Genomic DNA, 18524 nt, shown 5'->3' with positions numbered 1-18524 from the left:
AGGCGTAATGGCACAAAATGTATACCAGTTTATCGACGTAAAACGGATTGATCCGCCAAAACGCTCACACAGCGAACGCACTATTGAGTTCGTCGAAATTTACCAACCCATGACCAGCACTCAGGTAGCAGGCCAAGCCGATCGCTGCCTAGATTGTGGTAACCCATATTGCGAATGGAAATGCCCAGTACACAATTATATTCCTCAATGGCTAAAGCTGGCTAACGAAGGCAAGATTATTGAAGCCGCCGAACTAGCACATAAAACCAATAGCTTACCAGAGGTATGTGGCAGAGTTTGCCCACAAGATCGCCTATGCGAAGGTGCTTGTACCCTAGATGAAGGTTTTGGCGCTGTAACTATAGGCAGTATCGAAAAATACATTACCGACAAGGCCTTTGAAATGGGCTGGCGACCAGATTTATCTGCCGTAATTAAAACGCAGCACCGCGTTGCGGTAATTGGTGCGGGCCCTGCCGGCTTAGCCTGTGCCGACGTGTTAATTCGCAATGGCGTAACGCCCGTGGTATTTGACCGCTATCCAGAAATAGGCGGCTTACTTACTTTTGGTATACCGCCATTTAAGTTAGAAAAACAAGTACTAACATTACGCCGCAGTATTTTTAGCGAAATGGGCATAGAGTTTCGCTTAAATACCCACGTTGGTATTGATGTAAACTTCGATAGTTTACTAGCTGAATACGATGCGGTATTTTTAGCTTTGGGCACCTATACACCAATGCGAGGCGCCCTGATCAATGAGCAAGCCAACGGCGTATATGAAGCTTTACCATTTTTAATTGGCAATATTAACCAGCTAATGGGTTGGCAAACTGGGCATGACTATATTAATTTAGCTAACAAAACCGTCGTCGTGCTCGGTGGCGGTGATACCGCAATGGACTGTGTGCGCACCGCCATTCGGCAAGGGGCAAAACAAGTTAGTTGTGCTTATCGGCGTGACGAAGCCAATATGCCAGGTTCACGTAAAGAAGTACAAAATGCCCGCGAAGAAGGCGTAACGTTTTTATTTAATTTACAACCCTTAGGCATAGAGCTTAATGACCACGGCCAAGTATGCGGCGTAAAAGTAATAACCACCGCATTGGGTAAAGCAGATAGTAAAGGTAGACGCAGCCCACAACCAGTGACTGGTTCAGAACAAATACTCGCTGCTGATGCAGTAATTATTGCGTTTGGCTTTGCGCCTAGCCCACCGCAGTGGTTAATTGATTTAGGTGTTGAGCTAGATAGCAAAGGCTGCGTTATCGCTAACGAAAAAAGCACCTATGCGATGCAAACCAACCAGCAGAAAATTTTCGCTGGTGGGGACATGGTATTAGGTTCTGATTTAGTGGTTACTGCTATTGCCCAAGGACGTAAAGCCGCAGAGGGGATCTTAGATTACTTACAGGTTTAACCAAAATAATTAGGTTTTACCGAAGCTAAAACTCTACTATAGCTGCAGTCTGTTAACGAGTAGAAACACACAGGATGTCTAGACGGAATGAGCCAAGCAAAACAAATAGCTGAAATTATTCTTAAAGGCTTTCGTCGGCATTTTAATTTATTTCAAGCCATAACCGCTAAAGCTAAACAGCGGTTTGAGCTGGCCGACTGGCGCGCATTTCAGCAAGACAGTTCCGAGCGGATCTCGTTTTACGATCAACGCGTTATTGAAGCCATTGCTCAGCTTGCTACAGCATTACCCTCACAATGTTTAAATGAAACGCTATGGCAGCAAGTTAAGCAGCATTACATCGAGTTTTTAGCCTTTCATCCGCAAGCGGAATTAGCTGAAACCTTTTATAACTCGGTTTTTTGTCAGCTGTTTGAACGCAAGTACTTTCATAATCAAAACATTTTTGTTGAGTCCACCCTCAGCAAGCAACATTTACCGGCACCGATAGCATCGGTATACGACAGTTATTTCCCATCACAAGATGGCTTAAAACAAACGCTGCGCAATATCGTTGCTAGCTTTGGTTTTATTACGCCCTTTATTAACCTTGACCGAGATATCCGCTTAATAGTGAAAAGCTTTGTTACGCAGTCAGCACATGGCGAGCAGCCGGTATATCAAATTCGTTTTGATATTTTAAAATCGGTGTTTTATCGCAATAAAGCCGCTTATATTGTTGGCCGTGCCGTAACACCTAATGGCCAACAACCCTTTATTATCCCGGTACTACACCGCGAAGGTGCAGGCTTATTTATTGATACCTTAGTAACCGATGCTAAGCAGATGACCATTATATTTGGTTTTTCACGCGCGTACTTTATGGTAGCAACACAGGTGCCATCAGCATTAGTGCATTTTTTACGCGAGCTGCTACCACATAAAACCTTAGCCGAGCTTTACGCTTCTATCGGTTTACATAAACAAGGTAAAACTGAGTTCTATCGTGAGCTGCTTAGCCATTTACATAGCAGTAATGATCAGTTTTTGGCTGCACCTGGCGTGCGCGGCATGGTAATGATGGTGTTTACCCTGCCCTCATTTCCGTATGTATTTAAGGTTATTCGCGACAAGTTTGCACCCAGTAAAGAATTTGGTCGCGAAACGGTAAAAGCCCGTTATTTGTTAGTGAAAAAACATGACCGGGTTGGCCGTATGGCCGACACCCTGGAATACTCTTATGTCGCCCTACCGAAAAACCGTTTTTCGCCAGAGCTATTAGCGGAACTACAGCAGACTATTGCCGAATCAATGTGCATAGAAGACGACTTAGTTATTATTAAACACCTATACATAGAGCGGCGGATGATCCCGCTTAACTTATACCTAGAACAGGCATCTTTAGAAGAAAAAACCCACATTATGGACGACTACGGCAAAGCGATTAAAGAGATGATAGGCGCCAATATATTTCCCGGTGACATGCTATTAAAAAACTTTGGCGTAACGCGGCATAAGCGCGTGGTATTTTATGACTACGACGAAGTACAATATATGCTAGATGTAAACTTCAGACGCTTTCCCAAAACCGATAACTATGAAGATGCACTATTTGCCGAAGGCATTATTTGCGCGGCACCGGGTGATGTATTTCCAGAGCAAATGGCCACCTTTGTGACGCCACAACCACAAATTAAACAGTTGCTGTTTAGCAAGCACCCAGAGCTATTAGACGCGGCTTATTGGCGCGAAAAACAACACAATATTCGCAGCGGTGTGGTAGAAGACATTTTTCCTTATCCCGACAAGATCCGCTTTTATCATCATTACAACGAAACACAAGGTTAACTATGAAAATTTACGTCGATGCGGATGCTTGCCCTGTCGTAATTAAAGACATTATGTTTCGTGCCGCCGAGCGCAAACAAATTCAAACCATTTTAGTGGCTAATCAGCTTATTAAAGTGCCACCTTCGCGCTTTATTTCTGCGCTACAAGTATCACATGGCTTTGATGAGGCCGATAACGAAATTGTTCGCCGCTGTGAGGTAGGTGACTTAGTTATTACCGCCGATATTCCACTAGCCGCTGATGTACTCGCCAAAGGTGGCCATGCGTTAAACCCGCGCGGCGAGCTATACAGCACTGAGACCATTAAACAAAAATTAACCATGCGCGACTTTATGGACACCCTGCGCGGCAGCGGCATACACACCGGCGGGCCACCGCCATTAAACCAAAGCGATCGGCAAGCTTTTGCTAATCAATTAGATAAATTACTGCAACAACACAAGCCCGGCTAGCTACACCAAGAGGTAAGCACTTGCTTACTGCTAAAGCTTTGCTTTGCATTTGATATTGGGTCAATAAAACTCAGTGTTTTTGCCAATAGCTGCAGTGGCTGGTCAAATTGCAATTCGGTTTTAGGCTGCAGCACTGGGTAATATTTATCATACAAAATGGGCATGCCAAGGCTTTGCATATGCAAACGTAATTGATGGGTTTTACCGGTGTGCGGGTTAAGTTGAAATAAACCTAGCTCGCCCTTTTTAACCATTAGCTCTATATCAGATACCGCATTTACCTTGCCTGGTACTATCGCATTAATAAAGCGCGGTTGGCTTTTTTCAATACGATTTTCAATATGCCAGTTAAGCGGCAACTCTGCTTGTTGCGCTAGTGTAGTTAGCGCGGCTGTAGCCTGATACTGCTTATATATTTGGCCGTTACTAAATAGCTGGCAGTAAGCCGCTCGGCTTTCCATGTTAAGCGAAAATAAGACTAAGCCTGCGGTTTCGCGGTCTAAACGATGCGCTGGTACCAGATCAGCTAAGCCCAACTGCTGTTGCAACCTGGCAAGCAAGCACTCATTAACATAGTCGCCACCTGGGGTAACGGGCAAAAAGTGCGGTTTATCGACAATTAAAATATGCTGATCTTGATACAGAATATGATGCGCAAACGGAATAACCGGTTCGGTAATTACTTCTCGGTAGTAACATAACCGTTTGCTAGGCGTAAAAGGCGTGTGCTCAGTAATGGCCTCGCCATTAAACCAATGCACCTTGCCGCTGTTTATGCGCGCTCGCCAAACTGCCTCTGGTATATAAGGAAACTGGCTACACAGAAACTGCAGTACGCTATGCCAACCGTTATTTACCGCGGGCAGGGTAATTTCTGAGGCGTTTGTCGCTATAGACACAGTAGGTTTCCATCATAAAATTGCCGCGCAGTGTAGCATAAAAGTCGTTACAATAGCCGCCCATAAAAGGCGGTAGCTTAGTTGTAGCTGCAGTTGCGCCAGCGCTTGGAGATTGCATGTTACACGTTAATTCGGTTTTAGCTTTACGCTCAGAGCAGCTGGCCAAAGCCACTCGCGTATTTAACGCTCGTGGTAGTAAGGTTAAACGCTGTGAATTATGTTTATTACCATTAACCGACTGCATTTGTGCCGCCAAGCCACAGGTAAAAAGTGACAGTGCCTTTTGTTTTATTATGTACACCGGCGAATGCTATAAACCCAGCAATACCGGCCGCATTATTGCCGATGTTATACCTGACAACCATGCCTTTGTTTGGGACAGAACCTGCCCCAATGCCGCAATGTTGGCGCTGTTAAACGATAGCCGCTATGCACCAATTGTGGTATTTCCACAGCAATATGCAGACGCTGAGCGCTGTATAAACTCGCCGCTTGAATTAGACAGCATTAGAGACGGAAAAACACCGCTATTTGTTATGCTTGATGGCACCTGGCGCGAGGCGAAAAAGATGTTTAAAAGTGCCTATTTGGCTAAGTTACCGGTGTTAGGCATTCAGCCTGAGCAGGCCTCAACTTATCAGTTACGCGAGGCCGCGCACTTGCATCAGTTGTGTACCGCAGAAGTGGCAATAGCAATATTAACATTAGCTGAAGATAATGCCGCCGCAGCGGCATTACAGCAGTACTTTAATGAGTTTAGGCGCGCTTATATTGTCGGTAAGCCGCACCTTAATTTAATAGAAGATTAGTTTAGCCAAAACCTAAAGCCTAGTTTGCCGCCGTATCTAACGGTGCAAAGCTCTTTACTAAATCGTCTACGGCTTTCATTTGCATTAAATACTGTTCTAGCTTAGCCAGCGGTAGTGCACAAGGGCCATCGCATTTTGCTAAGTTTGGCTCTGGGTGCGCTTCAAGAAACAAACCGGCTAAGCCCAGCGCCATGCCTGAGCGTGACAACTGAGCCACTTGGGCGCGACGCCCATCAGCTGAGCTTTCACGGCCACCGGGTTTTTGTAGCGCGTGAGTCGCATCAAAGATCACCGGCGCATAGTTTTTCATTTCGTCCATGCCCAGCATGTCTACCACTAAATTGTTATAGCCAAAGCTGCTACCGCGCTCACACAAAATAACCTTATCATTACCCGCTTCTTTAAATTTAGTAATAATATGGCGCATTTCATGTGCTGCTAAAAACTGTGGTTTTTTAACGTTAATTACCGCACCGGTTTTTGCCATCGCCACCACTAAATCGGTTTGCCGGGCTAAAAACGCCGGTAATTGAATAACATCAACTACCTCAGCTACTGGCGCGGCTTGATATGGCTCATGCACGTCAGTAATTAGCGGTACATTAAAGGTGCGTTTTATTTCTTCAAAAATCTTTAAGCCTTCATCTAAACCTGGGCCACGATAAGAGTGCACAGAAGAGCGATTAGCCTTATCAAAAGAGGCCTTAAAAATATAAGGAATACCCAGCTTAGTGGTTACTTCAACATAGTGTTCAGCAATGCGCATTGCCAGATCGCGGGATTCAAGCACATTCATGCCACCAAACAACACAAAGGGTAAATGGTTACCCACATTAATAGCGCCAACTTGAATACTTTGTACAGTCATAACTTATCTCTAATCCGTTGCAAGCGTTTAACTTATTATCTCATTACAGAGCAGATAAAAATACCGGCTGCTTGGTTATTGCTACTCGTATAGCTAAGGCTAACCAGCCTAAGGCGCCAAAAAAACATAACCAGCGAATAGCTTTAGTTCGGCCTTTAAACGCCATAACACCTAAGGCAATATAGGCTAATACTGCTAGCAGCTTTTCTGTTAACCAAGGCGTAACAAACGGATACTGCTGCAGGGTTACCATCAACATTACGGCACTTAACAATAAAATTGTATCTATAACGTGCGGGGCTATTTTAAAAAACTTAGTTTGTAAAATAGCCGCGGGCTTTAAATTTAAAACAAAACGTAATAATAAAAAACTGACACTAATCGCTACAATCAGTAAATGAAAATGTTTAAATGCCATGTACATCAACTTTATCCTTATTATAAAAATAGCCAGCATAGGCTGGCAATAAACTACTTTTGTGTATCAGGGTATTTTTGCAATATTGCCTCAAGCTTATCGACTCGTTGCTTAAATATTTCAACCAGTTTCGGTTCAAATTGCTTACCGGATTCTGAGTCAATAAGTGCTAACACTTGCGCTAATGGCCATGCGGTTTTATAACAACGCCGATGCCGCAGTGCATCGTAAACGTCGGCTAAGGCCACAATACGGCCATACAAATGAATATCTGTGCCTTTTTTACCCGCTGGGTACCCGCTACCATCCCATTTTTCATGGTGGTCGCGCGCAATAATGGCGCCAGCCTGAATAATACTGCGTTTTGACCCTTTTAAAATATCGTAGCCGATATTGGCATGGGATTTCATTACTTCCCACTCGTCAGCCTGTAACTTAGCCGGCTTATTTAAAATATGGTCTGGTATACCCACTTTACCGACATCATGTAACGGAGCGGCAAACATCAGTTTTTCAGCCTCGTCTTCCGCTAAGCCATAGGCTTTGGCCAGATCATAACAGATATAGGATACCCGTTTAACATGATTCCCGGTTTCAGTTGAGCGATGCTCAACCGCTTCGCTTAAACGGTAAACAATTTCGTGTTGTGTATCTTCAATTTCGTGCTGCAACTGCACATTTTCATAAGCTATTTGCACGTTTTGTGAAAATAGCTCGATTAATCGCTTTTGGTTTTCGCCAACAACACCGGGCAAGCCCGAGATATAAAGCAGCGAGCCGTGGGTAAACTTACTGGTGCAATAAGCAACTAAATAGTTATCACGGTAGACAATACCTTTTGAATGTAAGGCCTTATCAAAGGCCTCCATCAACTCTGGCGCTAATACGTCTTGTACCGGTTGACCTTCTTTACTTTCAAACTCGCCTTGCCCAGCAAACACGATAAGTTTACGCGGATCGGCCGCATCGCCGGCAATATTACCGGCAACTAATGATGAGCTAACCAATAACGCGTTTTCATCACAGCCTAATATTGAAGTAAGTTGCTGCAACACACCATCAATAAACTGCTCCATTGAATGCGCAGTAAATAAGTCGGTTGAGGCGGTAATAATTTTTTCTAACCCCTGCCGACTTTGCTCGAGTGATAAAATATCGCGGTACGAGCGTAAACTAGACATAATAACGGTAAAGAGTTTCTGTGCGGTTAACTCAGTTTTAGATTTATAATCGTTAATATCGTAGTTAATGATCACTTGGCGTTCGGGGGCTTGGCCAGGTTGTCCAGTGCGTAAAATAATTCTTACCCGCTCGTTACGCAGTTGTTCGCGAATATAACTGGCGACCAGTAAACCGGCATCATCGGTTTCCATTACTACATCTAGTAGGATAACAGCGGCATCGGGGTGTTGTTGGATTAAGGTTTTTGCTTCTGCGCCAGAATAAGCACTATAAAACTCAAGATTTTTACCTTGAAAGATAAAATCATTTAACGCGAGCTTAGTAACGGCATGCACCTCTGGTTCATCATCAACAATCAGAATTTTCCAGCTACCATGCACCAGAGGTTCAACGTAATCAGACTCGTCAGCAAATAAAAAATCATCACTCATCTATTTTCCTTAATACATGTTGGGCTTTAAGGTAATAGTTAAGTTATATGCTGGTTCGACAATTTGGTCAAAGAAAACTGCTAAAAAGCTGAAATTAATCAGCTTTTTTGCCACCGGTAATTCGCCAGTTATCGCCATAGTCTCGTTTTGATTCAACTTGCTGAAAGCCCGCTTGCACGAATAATGCTTGCACCGCCAAGGCTTGATCATAGCCATGTTCTAACCATAACCAGCCACCGCTATTAAGATAGCGGCTAGCTTGAGCAACAATTTTTGTAATATCAGCCATACCGTTATCTGCAGATATTAGTGCGGTTAATGGCTCAAACTTCAACGCGATTAAATGCGGATCTTGCGGTTCAATATAAGGTGGGTTACTAACAATTAAATCAAACTGTTGGTTGCCAAGATCACTAAACCAGTCACTTTGCATAACAGTGCAATTATTAATGTTAAGCGCTTTTTTATTACGCTTGGCTAACGTAACAGCTGCTGCAACATAGTCGACAGCGGTAAGCTGCCATTGGGGCCGATTATGTGCCAACGCTAACGCAATGGCACCCGTACCAGTTCCCAAATCGAGCACGCATGCCTGCTCTGGTAAGCCAAGAGCTAGCGCTTGTTCAACTAAAATTTCGGTATCAGGCCGTGGAATTAACGTTGCAGCTGCAACCTCTAAGCGCAGATCATAGAAGTGCCAGTAGCCCAATATATAGGCCAGCGGCTCTCCCAATAAGCGCTTATCAAGCAGCGCATTTAGCTGTGCACTTTGTGCCGCAGTTAGCATTTGTTCTGGATGGCTATATAAATAGCTATTGGTTACGCCCAGCACGTGACAAAGGCATAACCGTGCTTCAATGTCAGGCGTTGGGCTAACATGGCTTAGGGCGTGTTGCTGTTGCCTAAGCCATTGCGCTAATGCTAATGGTTGTTGTGGCGTTGCTGACACTAGCGGTTTTCGTCTGCCAGTGCAGCTAATAAGTCCGCTTGGTGCTCATGTTTTAACGGCTCGAGTACCTGATCTAAATCCCCTTCCATTACGTCATTTAAGCGGTAAATAGTCAGGTTAATTCGGTGATCAGTTAACCGGCCTTGTGGGAAGTTATAAGTACGAATACGCTCAGAGCGATCGCCACTACCAACTAATGAGCGACGGGTTGACTCTTCAACCAAACGGCGTTTTTCATCTTCAGCCGCTTGAATACGGGACTGCAAGACACTCATGGCCCGAGCACGGTTTTTATGTTGCGACCGTTCGTCCTGACATTCAACAACGATACCGGTTGGTAAGTGAGTAATACGAATGGCTGAATCGGTTCGGTTAACGTGCTGACCACCGGCACCAGAGGCACGATAGGTATCCACTTTTAAATCGGCGGGGTTAATTTCTATCGCTTCGTTTTCTGGTATTTCTGGCATAATCGCCACAGTACAAGCTGAAGTGTGCACTCTGCCTTGAGATTCAGTAGCCGGCACGCGCTGTACCCGATGCCCACCTGATTCAAACTTTAATGTACCGTAAGCGCCTTCGCCTTGTACGCTGGCAATAATTTCTTTATAGCCGCCGTGTTCACCCTCGTTAGCGCTAACTACTTCTAGCTTCCAGCGATTTTTTTCGGCGAAACGGCTATACATACGAAACACGTCGCCAGCAAAAATAGCAGCTTCATCACCACCGGCACCGGCGCGAATTTCTAAAAAGCAGCTGTTATTGTCATTGGGATCTTTTGGCAATAACAAAATTTGTAGTTCTTGATCCAGTTGTTCAATGCGCTCTTTAGCAGCTTTGTACTCTTCTTGCGCCATTTCACGCATTTCAGGATCAGTGTCTTTTTGCATGTCTTCAGCAGATTTTAAATCTCTCTCTGCTTGCTGATAGTCGGCGAATGACTTACTAATATCTTCTAGTTGACTGTATTCTTTGGACAGTTCACGAAATCGATTTTGATCACTAATTACGCCAGAGTCACTTAATAACGCCTGCACCTCTTCGTAACGTTCAGATAATCCTTCGAGCTTGCTGTATACCGATTCTTTCATGGTGTTTTATGTGCTCAATTACAGATCTAACAAAGTGTCGATCATGGTTGGTTTACTTAGTTCATCATCCTGACATAACTGCCGGATGGCTTTAGTTGGGCTGTGTATTAACCGATTACTTAGTTTGGTCGACAATTCGGTTAGTACTTTTTCTGCATCTTGCCCTGCTGATAACTGGTTTAACGCTTTAGCTAGCAGTTCTGCCCGCACCTGTTCACAGCGCTGACGATAATCGCGTACCCAATCGACACTGCCTTGTAACGTTAACCATTGAGAAAATTCAGCGACGCCTACCGTTATTATTGAACGGGCTTGCTCCGCCGCTTGCTGGCGATTACTCATATTTTGTTCAACAATAGATTGCAAATCATCTACCGTATATAAATAAGCATCTTCTAACTCTGCAACCTGCTGTTCAATATCGCGTGGTACGGCTAAATCGACTAAAAACATCGGCTTATGCTTACGCTGCTTTAATGCCTGCTCTACCATACCCTTGCCCACTATCGGCAAGGTGCTGGCGGTTGAACTAATAACAATATCGGCTTCAGCCAGCTGAAAGGGCACCTGAGCTAAGGTAATAGCTGCAGCATTAAACTGCTGTGCTAACAGCACCGCCCGCTCATAAGTGCGATTGGCCACCACTAAGCTACCGGCACCTTGCTCTTGCAAGTGTTTGGCAACTAGCTCAATGGTTTCACCGGCGCCAATTAGCAGCACGCGCACTTTGCTTAGGTTACCAAATATTTGCTTAGCTAAACTGACCGCAGCAAAGGCGACAGAAACCGCATTGGCACCAATTTCAGTATCGGTGCGGACTTGTTTTGCTACCGCAAAGGTTTTTTGAAATAAACGCTCAAACAGCGGGTTAACTGTGCCTGCATTACGCGCTTGGCTATAAGCTTGCTTAACTTGACCAAAAATTTGCGGCTCGCCCAGTACTAATGAATCAAGGCCGGCTGCCACTTGCATTAAATGCTCGGCGGCGGCATTGTCTTGATGCAAATACAGGTGAGGTTGCAGCTCGTTGCCATTAACATTATGAAATTGCGCCAACCAAGCAATTACTTGTTCCGCTTGCGCAGTACTACCGCTAAAATACAACTCGGTACGATTACAAGTAGATAAGATAACGGCATCTGAGATACTGGTTAACGTTGTCAGTTCGCGCAGGGCTTCAGGCAACTGTTCAGGCGAGAACGCAACTTGTTCGCGCAGGGCAACCGGTGCCGTTTTATGATTAATGCCTAGTGCGAAAATGGCTATCACCTGTATGATCAAAATTATCAGGGGCGAATTGTACGAAAAAGCCCTAACTAAGAAAAGCACAGTAAAGGACTTTAGTGTGGTCTATTCCATTTTACGCTTAATGTTTGTTCATTTCTTTGTTATTTGGTTAAGCGCTTGCAGTATATTATCACAGCAAACGCCAAGCGAACGGCCACTTAATACTAACCTGCGCGAGCAACAGCTCATGGCTATGCAGCAGTTTACACTACAAGCCAGCGTTGGCATAAAAACGCCAACCGATTCAACAAGCGCTAACTTGCGTTGGCAACAATATAATAATCGTCACTTTCAGGCGAGGTTAAGTAATTTTTTAGGCATCAGCCTATTTGAACTCAGTCAAAGCGAAACGGGTAGTGAAATTCAATTAAAAGGCGAAACCTATCACGCCGTTGATACCAGTAGTCTGCTACTACAACTATCTGGTTGGTCGATGCCGTTATATGATATGCCGCTGTGGCTGCGAGGTTTACCAGGTAACAACAGCACGAATATTACCAAAGACCAATTTGGCCGAACAACCTCATTCTCGTTAACTGACAGCACAGGCATTGTCTGGCAGTTAGAATACCAGAGTTTTTTTCCTGATAGCCTATCACTGCCCAAACGTTTGATATTAACCAGCAGCGATAACCAAATTAAAATTGTGATCAGGAACTGGCAATGACAACACTGATTTTACCAGCCGTAGCGAAATTAAATTTATTTTTACATATTACTGGCCGACGGCCTGACGGTTATCACAATTTACAAACGCTATTTCAGCTACTGGATACCGGCGATACACTTAGTTTTCGTTTACGTGACGACAAGCAAATTCACTTAGCCTGTAATAACCCCGACTTAGTGAACGAACAGAATTTAGTATTACGGGCCGCACGTTTACTTCAAGCCCACAGCAACTGCTTACAAGGCTGTGATATTTATTTAGATAAGCAATTGCCGATGGGTGGTGGTTTAGGTGGCGGCTCGTCTGACGCTGCGACTACTCTGTTGGGGCTAAATAAATTATGGCAACTTAATTTATCAATAGATACCTTAGCCGAGCTGGGTCTTAGCTTAGGTGCCGATATCCCCTTGTTTGTTAGGGGTTATACTGCTTTTGCCGAAGGTGTTGGTGAAAAGTTACGGCCAATAGAACTAGAGCAAAAAACCTACTTAATTGTTACACCAGACTGCCATATAAGCACACAAGAAATATTCCAACACCCTGATTTAATAAGAGATACAACAAAAATAAATTATCAGCAGGTGTTAACGACTAACTGGCATAATGACTGCCAACCCTTGGTCGAACGTCTGTATCCGATTGTTGCAATAACCTTACAGTGGTTGGTAGAATACGCAACGTGTCAAATGACGGGTACTGGCGCTAGTGTGTTCGCCGCATTCCCGGACCAGACCAGTGCTCAACATGCCCTTAAGCAATTACCGCCCTCATGCCGCGGTTTTATTGCCAAGGGCGTCAACCAGTCGCCTGTGTGGGCTGCGTTGGCAGATACCGAATAAGTAACTGCAGCAGTAATATATTGCTGTTTATGAATAAACCGGACTCAACACTGCCCTGAGGATCACACCGTGCCTGACATGAAGGTTTTCGCTGGTAACGCAATACCAGAACTCGCAAGTAAAATAGCCAGCCGTTTGTACATTAAACTTGGAGATGCCGAAGTCGGCCGTTTCAGTGATGGCGAAGTTAGCGTACAAATTAATGAAAATGTACGTGGTTCTGATGTATTTATTATTCAATCTACCTGCGCACCAACCAATGACAACCTAATGGAATTAATCGTTATGGTTGACGCCCTTCGCCGCGCTTCAGCTGGCCGTATTACCGCCGTAATGCCGTATTTTGGTTATGCCCGTCAAGACCGTCGAGTACGTTCTGCCCGTGTGCCTATTACCGCCAAAGTCGTTGCTGATTTTTTATCTAGCGTTGGTGTTGACCGTGTATTAACGGTTGACCTTCATGCAGAACAAATTCAAGGTTTCTTTGATGTGCCGGTTGATAACGTATTTGCCAGCCCAGTATTATTAGATGACATGCGCAAAAAAAGCTTTGTTTCACCTGTAGTAGTATCACCGGATATTGGCGGTGTAGTGCGCGCCCGTGCTATTGCTAAGTTATTAAACGACGCTGATTTAGCCATCATTGATAAGCGCCGTCCTAAAGCTAATATTGCCCAAGTTATGCATATAATTGGTGATGTTAGAGACCGCGATTGCATTATTGTTGATGACATGATCGATACCGGCGGCACCTTATGTAAAGCGGCTGAAGCATTAAAAGAGCAAGGCGCAAAACGCGTATTTGCTTATGCTACACACCCGGTATTTTCAGGTAATGCAGCGCAGAACATTATGAACTCCGTAATCGATGAGCTCATTGTTACTGACACCATTCCGTTAACTGCAGAAATGAAAGCCATACCCAAAGTACGCCAGTTAACGCTAAGCGAAATGCTGGCGGAGTGTATTCGTCGTATTAGCAACGAAGAGTCTATTTCATCGATGTTTGATTAAATTACACTGATTTTCAAAAAGGCGCCTTACGGCGCTTTTTGCATTTAAAAAACCTAATAAAAACAAAAAACACACACCGTCAACATTTATTACAACATCCCACCTCTTCAGCATTACATACAAGCTAACTAGTTGTTTACAAAGGCCTTACATGCTTGGCATGACATTTGCTATTTCGTTGCAGTTAAAAACAACTATGAAAAGGAAAGTTCAGTTATGAAATTAGCAATATTAGCCGCAGCTGCTGGCTTACTGTTAACCACAAGCGTTAACGCGACTATTATTACCGTGTTTGACAGCATCCCGTCAGGCAGCGCATCGTTTGATAACACTGTGCAAGCAGCCGGTGGTGATCTGTACACTGACGTTTGGACTTCAATATCAAGCGGCACTACCTTAGTACGCCCTGGCTATACCGTCACCCGTAATAATGGTGGTTATATTTATGGTAACAGTTACGGCAGCATGTCAGGACAGACTATTGATATTAGCCCAGATTATAATGGTAATGGCTCTACGGGTACTATTGTTAGCGGTGTAACCTTTTTGTTTGACGAGGCCATCAACTCTTTTGGCTTTGAAGTTGGCGACTGGGCGACCTGTTGCTTTGGTCCAACGACTGACTTATACATCTCGTTTGATGACGGCGCGCCGATCTTAGTTGCATCAGCCGGTCAAGAAAGCGACGGTATGTTCCCAGGTGCCAATGGTTATGACGTATTCGAAATCTTTGTTGCAGCGTTTGACGACTCAGCATCGTTCTCTAAAGTACAATTCTGGGGTAATGGCTCAGGTGAATATCTCGTTATAGGCGGCCAAATTAAATATGGTTTAGTCGACATTGGTAGCTTGCCACCAGAAACGGTGCCAGCTCCGGCTTCTTTTGCCTTAATCAGTTTAGGTTTACTCGGCCTAGGTTTACGCCGTCGTAAACAACAAAAATAATGGCTATTTAGATAGTAATTATTTTGTAAATTAAAAAAGCCCTCAACTGAGGGCTTTTTGCCAAGCACAACTAGCCTTTAAAGCGGTTAAACTCTTGTTCTGCTTGCTCGCGTGACATACCGTAACGCTCTTGCATTTTTCCGCAGAACTTCTCAGCTCTGCCACTTACTTCTTGCAAGTCGTCGTCGGTTAGTTTGCCCCACTTTTCTTTAATAGAGCCCGTCATTTGTTTCCACTTACCTTCTGCAATATCGCTATTCATAAAATATCTCCAATTCAGAATAGTTAGAAAATACAATGCTAAATTAAATCCCAGCATTGCAGGTCAACCTATAAGCAGCAAGACCTATACCAATCAATAAAAGTTAAATACAATCAACAAGATAAATATAATTCATCCGCAACATTCAGCTATTCAACCTACACCGAGAGTAAATATTACCTACAACTTTGCAATAAGTTCCGACGAGCTATTAACGTCGGCGGCTATTTCATTTGCAGCAATGTTAGGCTGGTGGTAATATGTTGCGCCCTTGAAATAGGGCACTCAACCTGAGACTGGTCGCAAGTCTTGGGACACACTAATTTTTGGAGTACACCATGTCTGATTTAACCTTAAATGCAGAAGTCCGTACTGACGCGGGGAAAGGTGCGAGCCGCCGCCTACGTCACGAAGACAAAGTTCCAGCTATCATCTACGGTGGCAGCAAAGCACCAGTTTCTATCACTTTAGAGCACTCTAAGCTGTTAAAAGCGCAAAGCGACGAAGCTTTCTACACGCACATTTTGACCATTAAAGTGGGCAAAGAAAGTGTTAAAGCTATTGTTAAAGCTATGCAGCGTCACCCATTCAAGCCGAAAATCATGCACGTTGACTTTCAACGCGTTGAAGCTGGCCATGAATTAAAATCGATTATTCCTGTTCATTTAATCAATGAAGATTTAGCAGTGAAGAAAGGTGGTGTAGTTGTTCGTGCCGCTAACGAAATCGAAATTTCTTGCTTACCTAAAGATTTACCAGATGCTATCGAAGTTGATGTAAGCGAAATAGCTATTGGTACTACTGTTCACTTATCTGACTTAAAAGCACCTAAAGGTGTTACTTTTACACAGTTAGCAAAAGGCGAAGGTCATGACCTTGCTGTTGTTTCTGTGAACAAGCCAGGTGGTAAAGCTGTTGCTGAAGAAGATGCTGAAACTGCTGAGTAATGTCTGACAAAACTCAGTCAACAGTGCAGTTGATTGTAGGGCTAGGTAATCCTGGCCCTGAATACAGCCAGACTCGGCACAATGCCGGCGTCTGGTTTGTTCAACAGCTGGCCCATACCTTTAATGCTAGCCTGAAAAACGAACCAAAATTTTTTGGTTATACCGGCAAGTTCATTTGTGCCGGACAAGAATTCAAATTACTTATTCCCTCAACCTTTATGAATCTAAGCGGCAAAGCCGTGTTGGCAATGGCACAGTTTTATAAGCTGACACCTGAGCAAGTTTTGGTTGCCCATGACGAAATGGCGTTAGACCCAGGTATAGCTAAATTTAAACTAGGCGGCGGACACGCAGGCCATAACGGCTTACGCGATATTATTTCTCGACTAGGTAATAATCAAAATTTTTATCGCTTGCGTTTAGGTATTGGTCATCCTGGTCATAAAGATAAAGTTACCGGCTATGTTTTGGGCAAAGCCCCTGCCAGTGAACAACAATTGATTGAACAAACTATTGTAGAGGCGGTATCTTGCTTTGATATCTTAGCTAAAGATGGCTTAATCAAAGCACAAAACCGACTACACAGTTTCAAAGCCAGCTAAATAGCTCGGCGCAGTTATTTACAGCACGTAAAGGATACTAATTATGGGTTTCAAATGTGGCATCGTCGGCTTACCTAACGTAGGCAAATCTACCCTGTTTAATGCCTTAACTAAGGCCGGCATTGAAGCTGCAAACTTCCCGTTCTGTACTATTGAACCTAATACCGGTGTGGTGCCGGTGCCAGATCTGCGTTTAGATAAATTAGCTGAAATAGTTAAACCACAACGCGTACTACCAACAACCATGGAGTTTGTTGATATTGCGGGTTTAGTTAAAGGCGCATCTCGTGGTGAAGGTTTAGGTAATAAGTTTTTAGCTAACATTCGCGAAACTGATGCTATTGGCCATGTAGTACGTTGTTTTGATGACGATAATATTATTCACGTTGCCAATAAAATTGATCCAGCTGACGATATAGATACCATCAATATGGAACTGGTATTGTCTGATATGGACAGTGCTGAACGCGCTATTTTTCGCGTGAGTAAAAAAGCCAAAGGCGGTGATAAAGACGCTAAAGCTGAAACCTTGGTATTAGAGAAAGTAAAAGCGCATTTAGAAAAAGGCGAAACCTTACGTCAGCTTGAATTAGACAAAGATGAACTGGCGTTAATTGCCTATATGAACTTCCTAACCATCAAGCCTACGATGTATATCGCTAACGTAGCCGAAGATGGTTTTGAAAATAACCCTTATTTAGATATTGTGCAGGCTATTGCAGACAAAGAAGGCGCTATTGTTGTGCCGGTATGCGCGGCTATTGAGTCAGAAATTGCGGAATTAGATGACGATGAGCGTGCCGAGTTTATGGCCGACATGGGCTTAGAAGAGCCAGGTTTAAACCGCGTTATCCGCGGTGGTTACTCATTATTAAGTTTACATACCTATTTTACCGCTGGCGTGAAAGAAGTGCGGGCTTGGACTGTGGCTATTGGTGCTACGGCACCACAAGCTGCTGGCGTTATTCATACCGACTTTGAAAAAGGTTTTATTCGTGCAGAAGTCGTTGGTTATGATGACTTTGTGCAGTACAACGGTGAAGCCGGTGCCAAAGAAGCAGGTAAGTGGCGCTTAGAAGGTAAAGATTATATTGTAAAAGATGGCGACGTAATGCATTTCCGCTTTAACGTTTAAATTATTGCTCTGCCAAAAAAGCCGTTATTTACTAATAACGGCTTTTTTATTGTCTGCTAAACCAGCATTTTGCATATAAAAGCGGCAAACGAACCAAAGTTAGTTTTTTAATGCAAAAAAACGGTTGACGCTATGGGGTCAGTTCTGGATAATACGCGCCACTTGCTTAGGTCAAGTAGTTAGTGGCTACATAGCTCAGCTGGTTAGAGCACAGCACTCATAATGCTGGGGTCGCAGGTTCGATTCCCGCTGTAGCCACCACTTAACTAACCTTACCTTGCATGCGGAAGTGGCGAAATTGGTAGACGCACTGGATTTAGGTTCCAGCGCCGCGAGGCGTGAGAGTTCGAGTCTCTCCTTCCGCACCACTCTTAAGTGGTTGCACACAAGTTTTAGTAGGGGCGTAGCCAAGCGGTAAGGCAGCGGGTTTTGATCCCGTCATGCGTTGGTTCGAATCCAGCCGCCCCTGCCATT

Annotated in this window: 19 protein-coding genes and 3 tRNA genes; 14 read left to right on the top strand and 8 right to left on the bottom strand. The window is 44.1% G+C overall.

Annotated elements, in window-relative coordinates:
- Positions 1-7: 7 nt before the first annotated feature.
- From MN199_RS11740 to MN199_RS11730, 3 genes are all read left to right on the top strand, one after another.
- Positions 8-1420, top strand: coding sequence for an FAD-dependent oxidoreductase (locus tag MN199_RS11740; RefSeq protein ID WP_335739530.1), 1413 nt, complete (start codon positions 8-10; stop codon positions 1418-1420).
- An 87-nt stretch (positions 1421-1507) separates the two neighbouring features.
- Entirely contained in the window at positions 1508-3247 is a 1740-nt protein-coding gene (gene aceK / locus MN199_RS11735) for a bifunctional isocitrate dehydrogenase kinase/phosphatase (RefSeq protein WP_335739529.1), read from the top strand.
- Between the two features lie 2 nt (positions 3248-3249).
- Positions 3250-3702: a YaiI/YqxD family protein gene (locus MN199_RS11730; RefSeq protein WP_132584636.1), complete on the top strand. Its 453-nt coding sequence runs from the start codon at positions 3250-3252 to the stop codon at positions 3700-3702.
- On the opposite strand, the gene MN199_RS11725 is transcribed toward MN199_RS11730, so the two are convergent.
- Positions 3699-4601: a pseudouridine synthase gene (locus tag MN199_RS11725; protein ID WP_335739528.1), complete on the bottom strand. Its 903-nt coding sequence runs from the start codon at positions 4599-4601 to the stop codon at positions 3699-3701. The genes MN199_RS11730 and MN199_RS11725 overlap by 4 nt on opposite strands.
- 116 nt (positions 4602-4717) lie before the next feature.
- On the opposite strand from MN199_RS11725, the gene MN199_RS11720 reads away from it, so the two are divergent.
- A complete protein-coding gene (locus MN199_RS11720; RefSeq protein ID WP_132584640.1) occupies positions 4718-5410 on the top strand; it encodes a tRNA-uridine aminocarboxypropyltransferase in 693 nt (230 codons plus the stop codon).
- Positions 5411-5429: 19 nt separating this feature from the next.
- Here the strand turns inward: MN199_RS11720 and kdsA are convergent, their stop codons facing one another.
- The 6 genes from kdsA to hemA all read right to left on the bottom strand — a co-directional run bounded on the left by kdsA (position 5430) and on the right by hemA (position 11618).
- Positions 5430-6278 carry a 3-deoxy-8-phosphooctulonate synthase gene (gene kdsA, locus MN199_RS11715; protein ID WP_335739527.1) on the bottom strand — a complete coding sequence of 283 codons (849 nt, stop codon included), beginning with the start codon at positions 6276-6278 and terminating at the stop codon, positions 5430-5432.
- A 43-nt stretch (positions 6279-6321) separates the two neighbouring features.
- Positions 6322-6702, bottom strand: a complete 381-nt coding sequence (locus MN199_RS11710; RefSeq protein WP_132584644.1) for a SirB2 family protein — start codon at positions 6700-6702, stop codon at positions 6322-6324.
- Between the two features lie 47 nt (positions 6703-6749).
- Positions 6750-8309 (bottom strand): response regulator, encoded by a 1560-nt coding sequence (locus MN199_RS11705; RefSeq protein ID WP_132584646.1) that lies wholly within the window; start codon positions 8307-8309, stop codon positions 6750-6752.
- A gap of 94 nt (positions 8310-8403) precedes the next feature.
- Positions 8404-9258, bottom strand: a complete 855-nt coding sequence (gene prmC, locus MN199_RS11700) for a peptide chain release factor N(5)-glutamine methyltransferase (protein WP_335739526.1) — start codon at positions 9256-9258, stop codon at positions 8404-8406.
- Positions 9258-10349, bottom strand: coding sequence for a peptide chain release factor 1 (prfA, locus tag MN199_RS11695; RefSeq protein ID WP_335739525.1), 1092 nt, complete (start codon positions 10347-10349; stop codon positions 9258-9260). The genes prmC and prfA overlap by 1 nt, the downstream gene beginning before the upstream one ends.
- A gap of 18 nt (positions 10350-10367) precedes the next feature.
- Positions 10368-11618: a glutamyl-tRNA reductase gene (hemA, locus tag MN199_RS11690; protein ID WP_335739524.1), complete on the bottom strand. Its 1251-nt coding sequence runs from the start codon at positions 11616-11618 to the stop codon at positions 10368-10370.
- A gap of 4 nt (positions 11619-11622) precedes the next feature.
- Between hemA and lolB the strand changes: the two genes are divergently transcribed.
- From lolB to MN199_RS11670, 4 genes are all read left to right on the top strand, one after another.
- Positions 11623-12303 carry a lipoprotein insertase outer membrane protein LolB gene (lolB, locus tag MN199_RS11685; protein WP_335739523.1) on the top strand — a complete coding sequence of 227 codons (681 nt, stop codon included), beginning with the start codon at positions 11623-11625 and terminating at the stop codon, positions 12301-12303.
- Positions 12300-13145, top strand: a complete 846-nt coding sequence (gene ispE, locus MN199_RS11680) for a 4-(cytidine 5'-diphospho)-2-C-methyl-D-erythritol kinase (protein ID WP_335739522.1) — start codon at positions 12300-12302, stop codon at positions 13143-13145. The genes lolB and ispE overlap by 4 nt, the downstream gene beginning before the upstream one ends.
- 78 nt (positions 13146-13223) lie before the next feature.
- Complete coding sequence (locus tag MN199_RS11675; RefSeq protein WP_243695605.1) at positions 13224-14159, top strand: ribose-phosphate pyrophosphokinase; 936 nt, start codon at positions 13224-13226, stop codon at positions 14157-14159.
- A gap of 216 nt (positions 14160-14375) precedes the next feature.
- Positions 14376-15104, top strand: a complete 729-nt coding sequence (locus MN199_RS11670; protein WP_335739521.1) for a PEP-CTERM sorting domain-containing protein — start codon at positions 14376-14378, stop codon at positions 15102-15104.
- A gap of 70 nt (positions 15105-15174) precedes the next feature.
- On the opposite strand, the gene MN199_RS11665 is transcribed toward MN199_RS11670, so the two are convergent.
- Positions 15175-15366, bottom strand: a complete 192-nt coding sequence (locus tag MN199_RS11665) for a CsbD family protein (protein WP_132584658.1) — start codon at positions 15364-15366, stop codon at positions 15175-15177.
- 338 nt (positions 15367-15704) lie between these two features.
- Between MN199_RS11665 and MN199_RS11660 the strand changes: the two genes are divergently transcribed.
- The 6 genes from MN199_RS11660 (at position 15705) to MN199_RS11635 (ending at position 18522) form a co-directional block, all read left to right on the top strand.
- Entirely contained in the window at positions 15705-16313 is a 609-nt protein-coding gene (locus tag MN199_RS11660; protein ID WP_132584660.1) for a 50S ribosomal protein L25/general stress protein Ctc, read from the top strand.
- Positions 16313-16915 (top strand): aminoacyl-tRNA hydrolase, encoded by a 603-nt coding sequence (gene pth / locus MN199_RS11655; RefSeq protein ID WP_335739520.1) that lies wholly within the window; start codon positions 16313-16315, stop codon positions 16913-16915. Before MN199_RS11660 ends, pth begins: the two co-directional genes overlap by 1 nt.
- 43 nt (positions 16916-16958) lie before the next feature.
- Positions 16959-18050, top strand: coding sequence for a redox-regulated ATPase YchF (gene ychF, locus MN199_RS11650; protein WP_132584664.1), 1092 nt, complete (start codon positions 16959-16961; stop codon positions 18048-18050).
- Between the two features lie 184 nt (positions 18051-18234).
- Positions 18235-18311: transfer RNA gene (locus MN199_RS11645), tRNA-Met, on the top strand.
- A 22-nt stretch (positions 18312-18333) separates the two neighbouring features.
- A tRNA-Leu gene (locus MN199_RS11640) sits at positions 18334-18418 on the top strand.
- Positions 18419-18447: 29 nt separating this feature from the next.
- Positions 18448-18522, top strand: a tRNA-Gln gene (locus MN199_RS11635).
- The last annotated feature ends 2 nt before the right edge of the window (positions 18523-18524 follow it).

This window comes from Rheinheimera metallidurans (assembly GCF_036983985.1).
GTDB classification, from domain to species: Bacteria; Pseudomonadota; Gammaproteobacteria; order Enterobacterales; family Alteromonadaceae; genus Alishewanella; species Alishewanella metallidurans.
Note: the sequence above shows the minus strand (reverse complement) of the source record. Positions and strands in the feature narration are given on the sequence as shown.

Excerpts from the sequence above, each read along its gene's own strand:
- MN199_RS11740 (WP_335739530.1), top strand. The coding sequence starts at position 8 with ATGGCACAAAATGTATACCAGTTTATCGACGTAAAACGGATTGATCCG.
- aceK (WP_335739529.1), top strand. The coding sequence starts at position 1,508 with ATGAGCCAAGCAAAACAAATAGCTGAAATTATTCTTAAAGGCTTTCGT.
- MN199_RS11730 (WP_132584636.1), top strand. The coding sequence starts at position 3,250 with ATGAAAATTTACGTCGATGCGGATGCTTGCCCTGTCGTAATTAAAGAC.
- MN199_RS11720 (WP_132584640.1), top strand. The coding sequence starts at position 4,718 with ATGTTACACGTTAATTCGGTTTTAGCTTTACGCTCAGAGCAGCTGGCC.
- kdsA (WP_335739527.1), bottom strand. The coding sequence starts at position 6,278 with ATGACTGTACAAAGTATTCAAGTTGGCGCTATTAATGTGGGTAACCAT.
- MN199_RS11710 (WP_132584644.1), bottom strand. The coding sequence starts at position 6,702 with ATGTACATGGCATTTAAACATTTTCATTTACTGATTGTAGCGATTAGT.
- MN199_RS11705 (WP_132584646.1), bottom strand. The coding sequence starts at position 8,309 with ATGAGTGATGATTTTTTATTTGCTGACGAGTCTGATTACGTTGAACCT.
- prfA (WP_335739525.1), bottom strand. The coding sequence starts at position 10,349 with ATGAAAGAATCGGTATACAGCAAGCTCGAAGGATTATCTGAACGTTAC.
- lolB (WP_335739523.1), top strand. The coding sequence starts at position 11,623 with ATGATCAAAATTATCAGGGGCGAATTGTACGAAAAAGCCCTAACTAAG.
- ispE (WP_335739522.1), top strand. The coding sequence starts at position 12,300 with ATGACAACACTGATTTTACCAGCCGTAGCGAAATTAAATTTATTTTTA.
- MN199_RS11675 (WP_243695605.1), top strand. The coding sequence starts at position 13,224 with ATGAAGGTTTTCGCTGGTAACGCAATACCAGAACTCGCAAGTAAAATA.
- MN199_RS11670 (WP_335739521.1), top strand. The coding sequence starts at position 14,376 with ATGAAATTAGCAATATTAGCCGCAGCTGCTGGCTTACTGTTAACCACA.
- MN199_RS11665 (WP_132584658.1), bottom strand. The coding sequence starts at position 15,366 with ATGAATAGCGATATTGCAGAAGGTAAGTGGAAACAAATGACGGGCTCT.
- MN199_RS11660 (WP_132584660.1), top strand. The coding sequence starts at position 15,705 with ATGTCTGATTTAACCTTAAATGCAGAAGTCCGTACTGACGCGGGGAAA.
- pth (WP_335739520.1), top strand. The coding sequence starts at position 16,313 with ATGTCTGACAAAACTCAGTCAACAGTGCAGTTGATTGTAGGGCTAGGT.
- ychF (WP_132584664.1), top strand. The coding sequence starts at position 16,959 with ATGGGTTTCAAATGTGGCATCGTCGGCTTACCTAACGTAGGCAAATCT.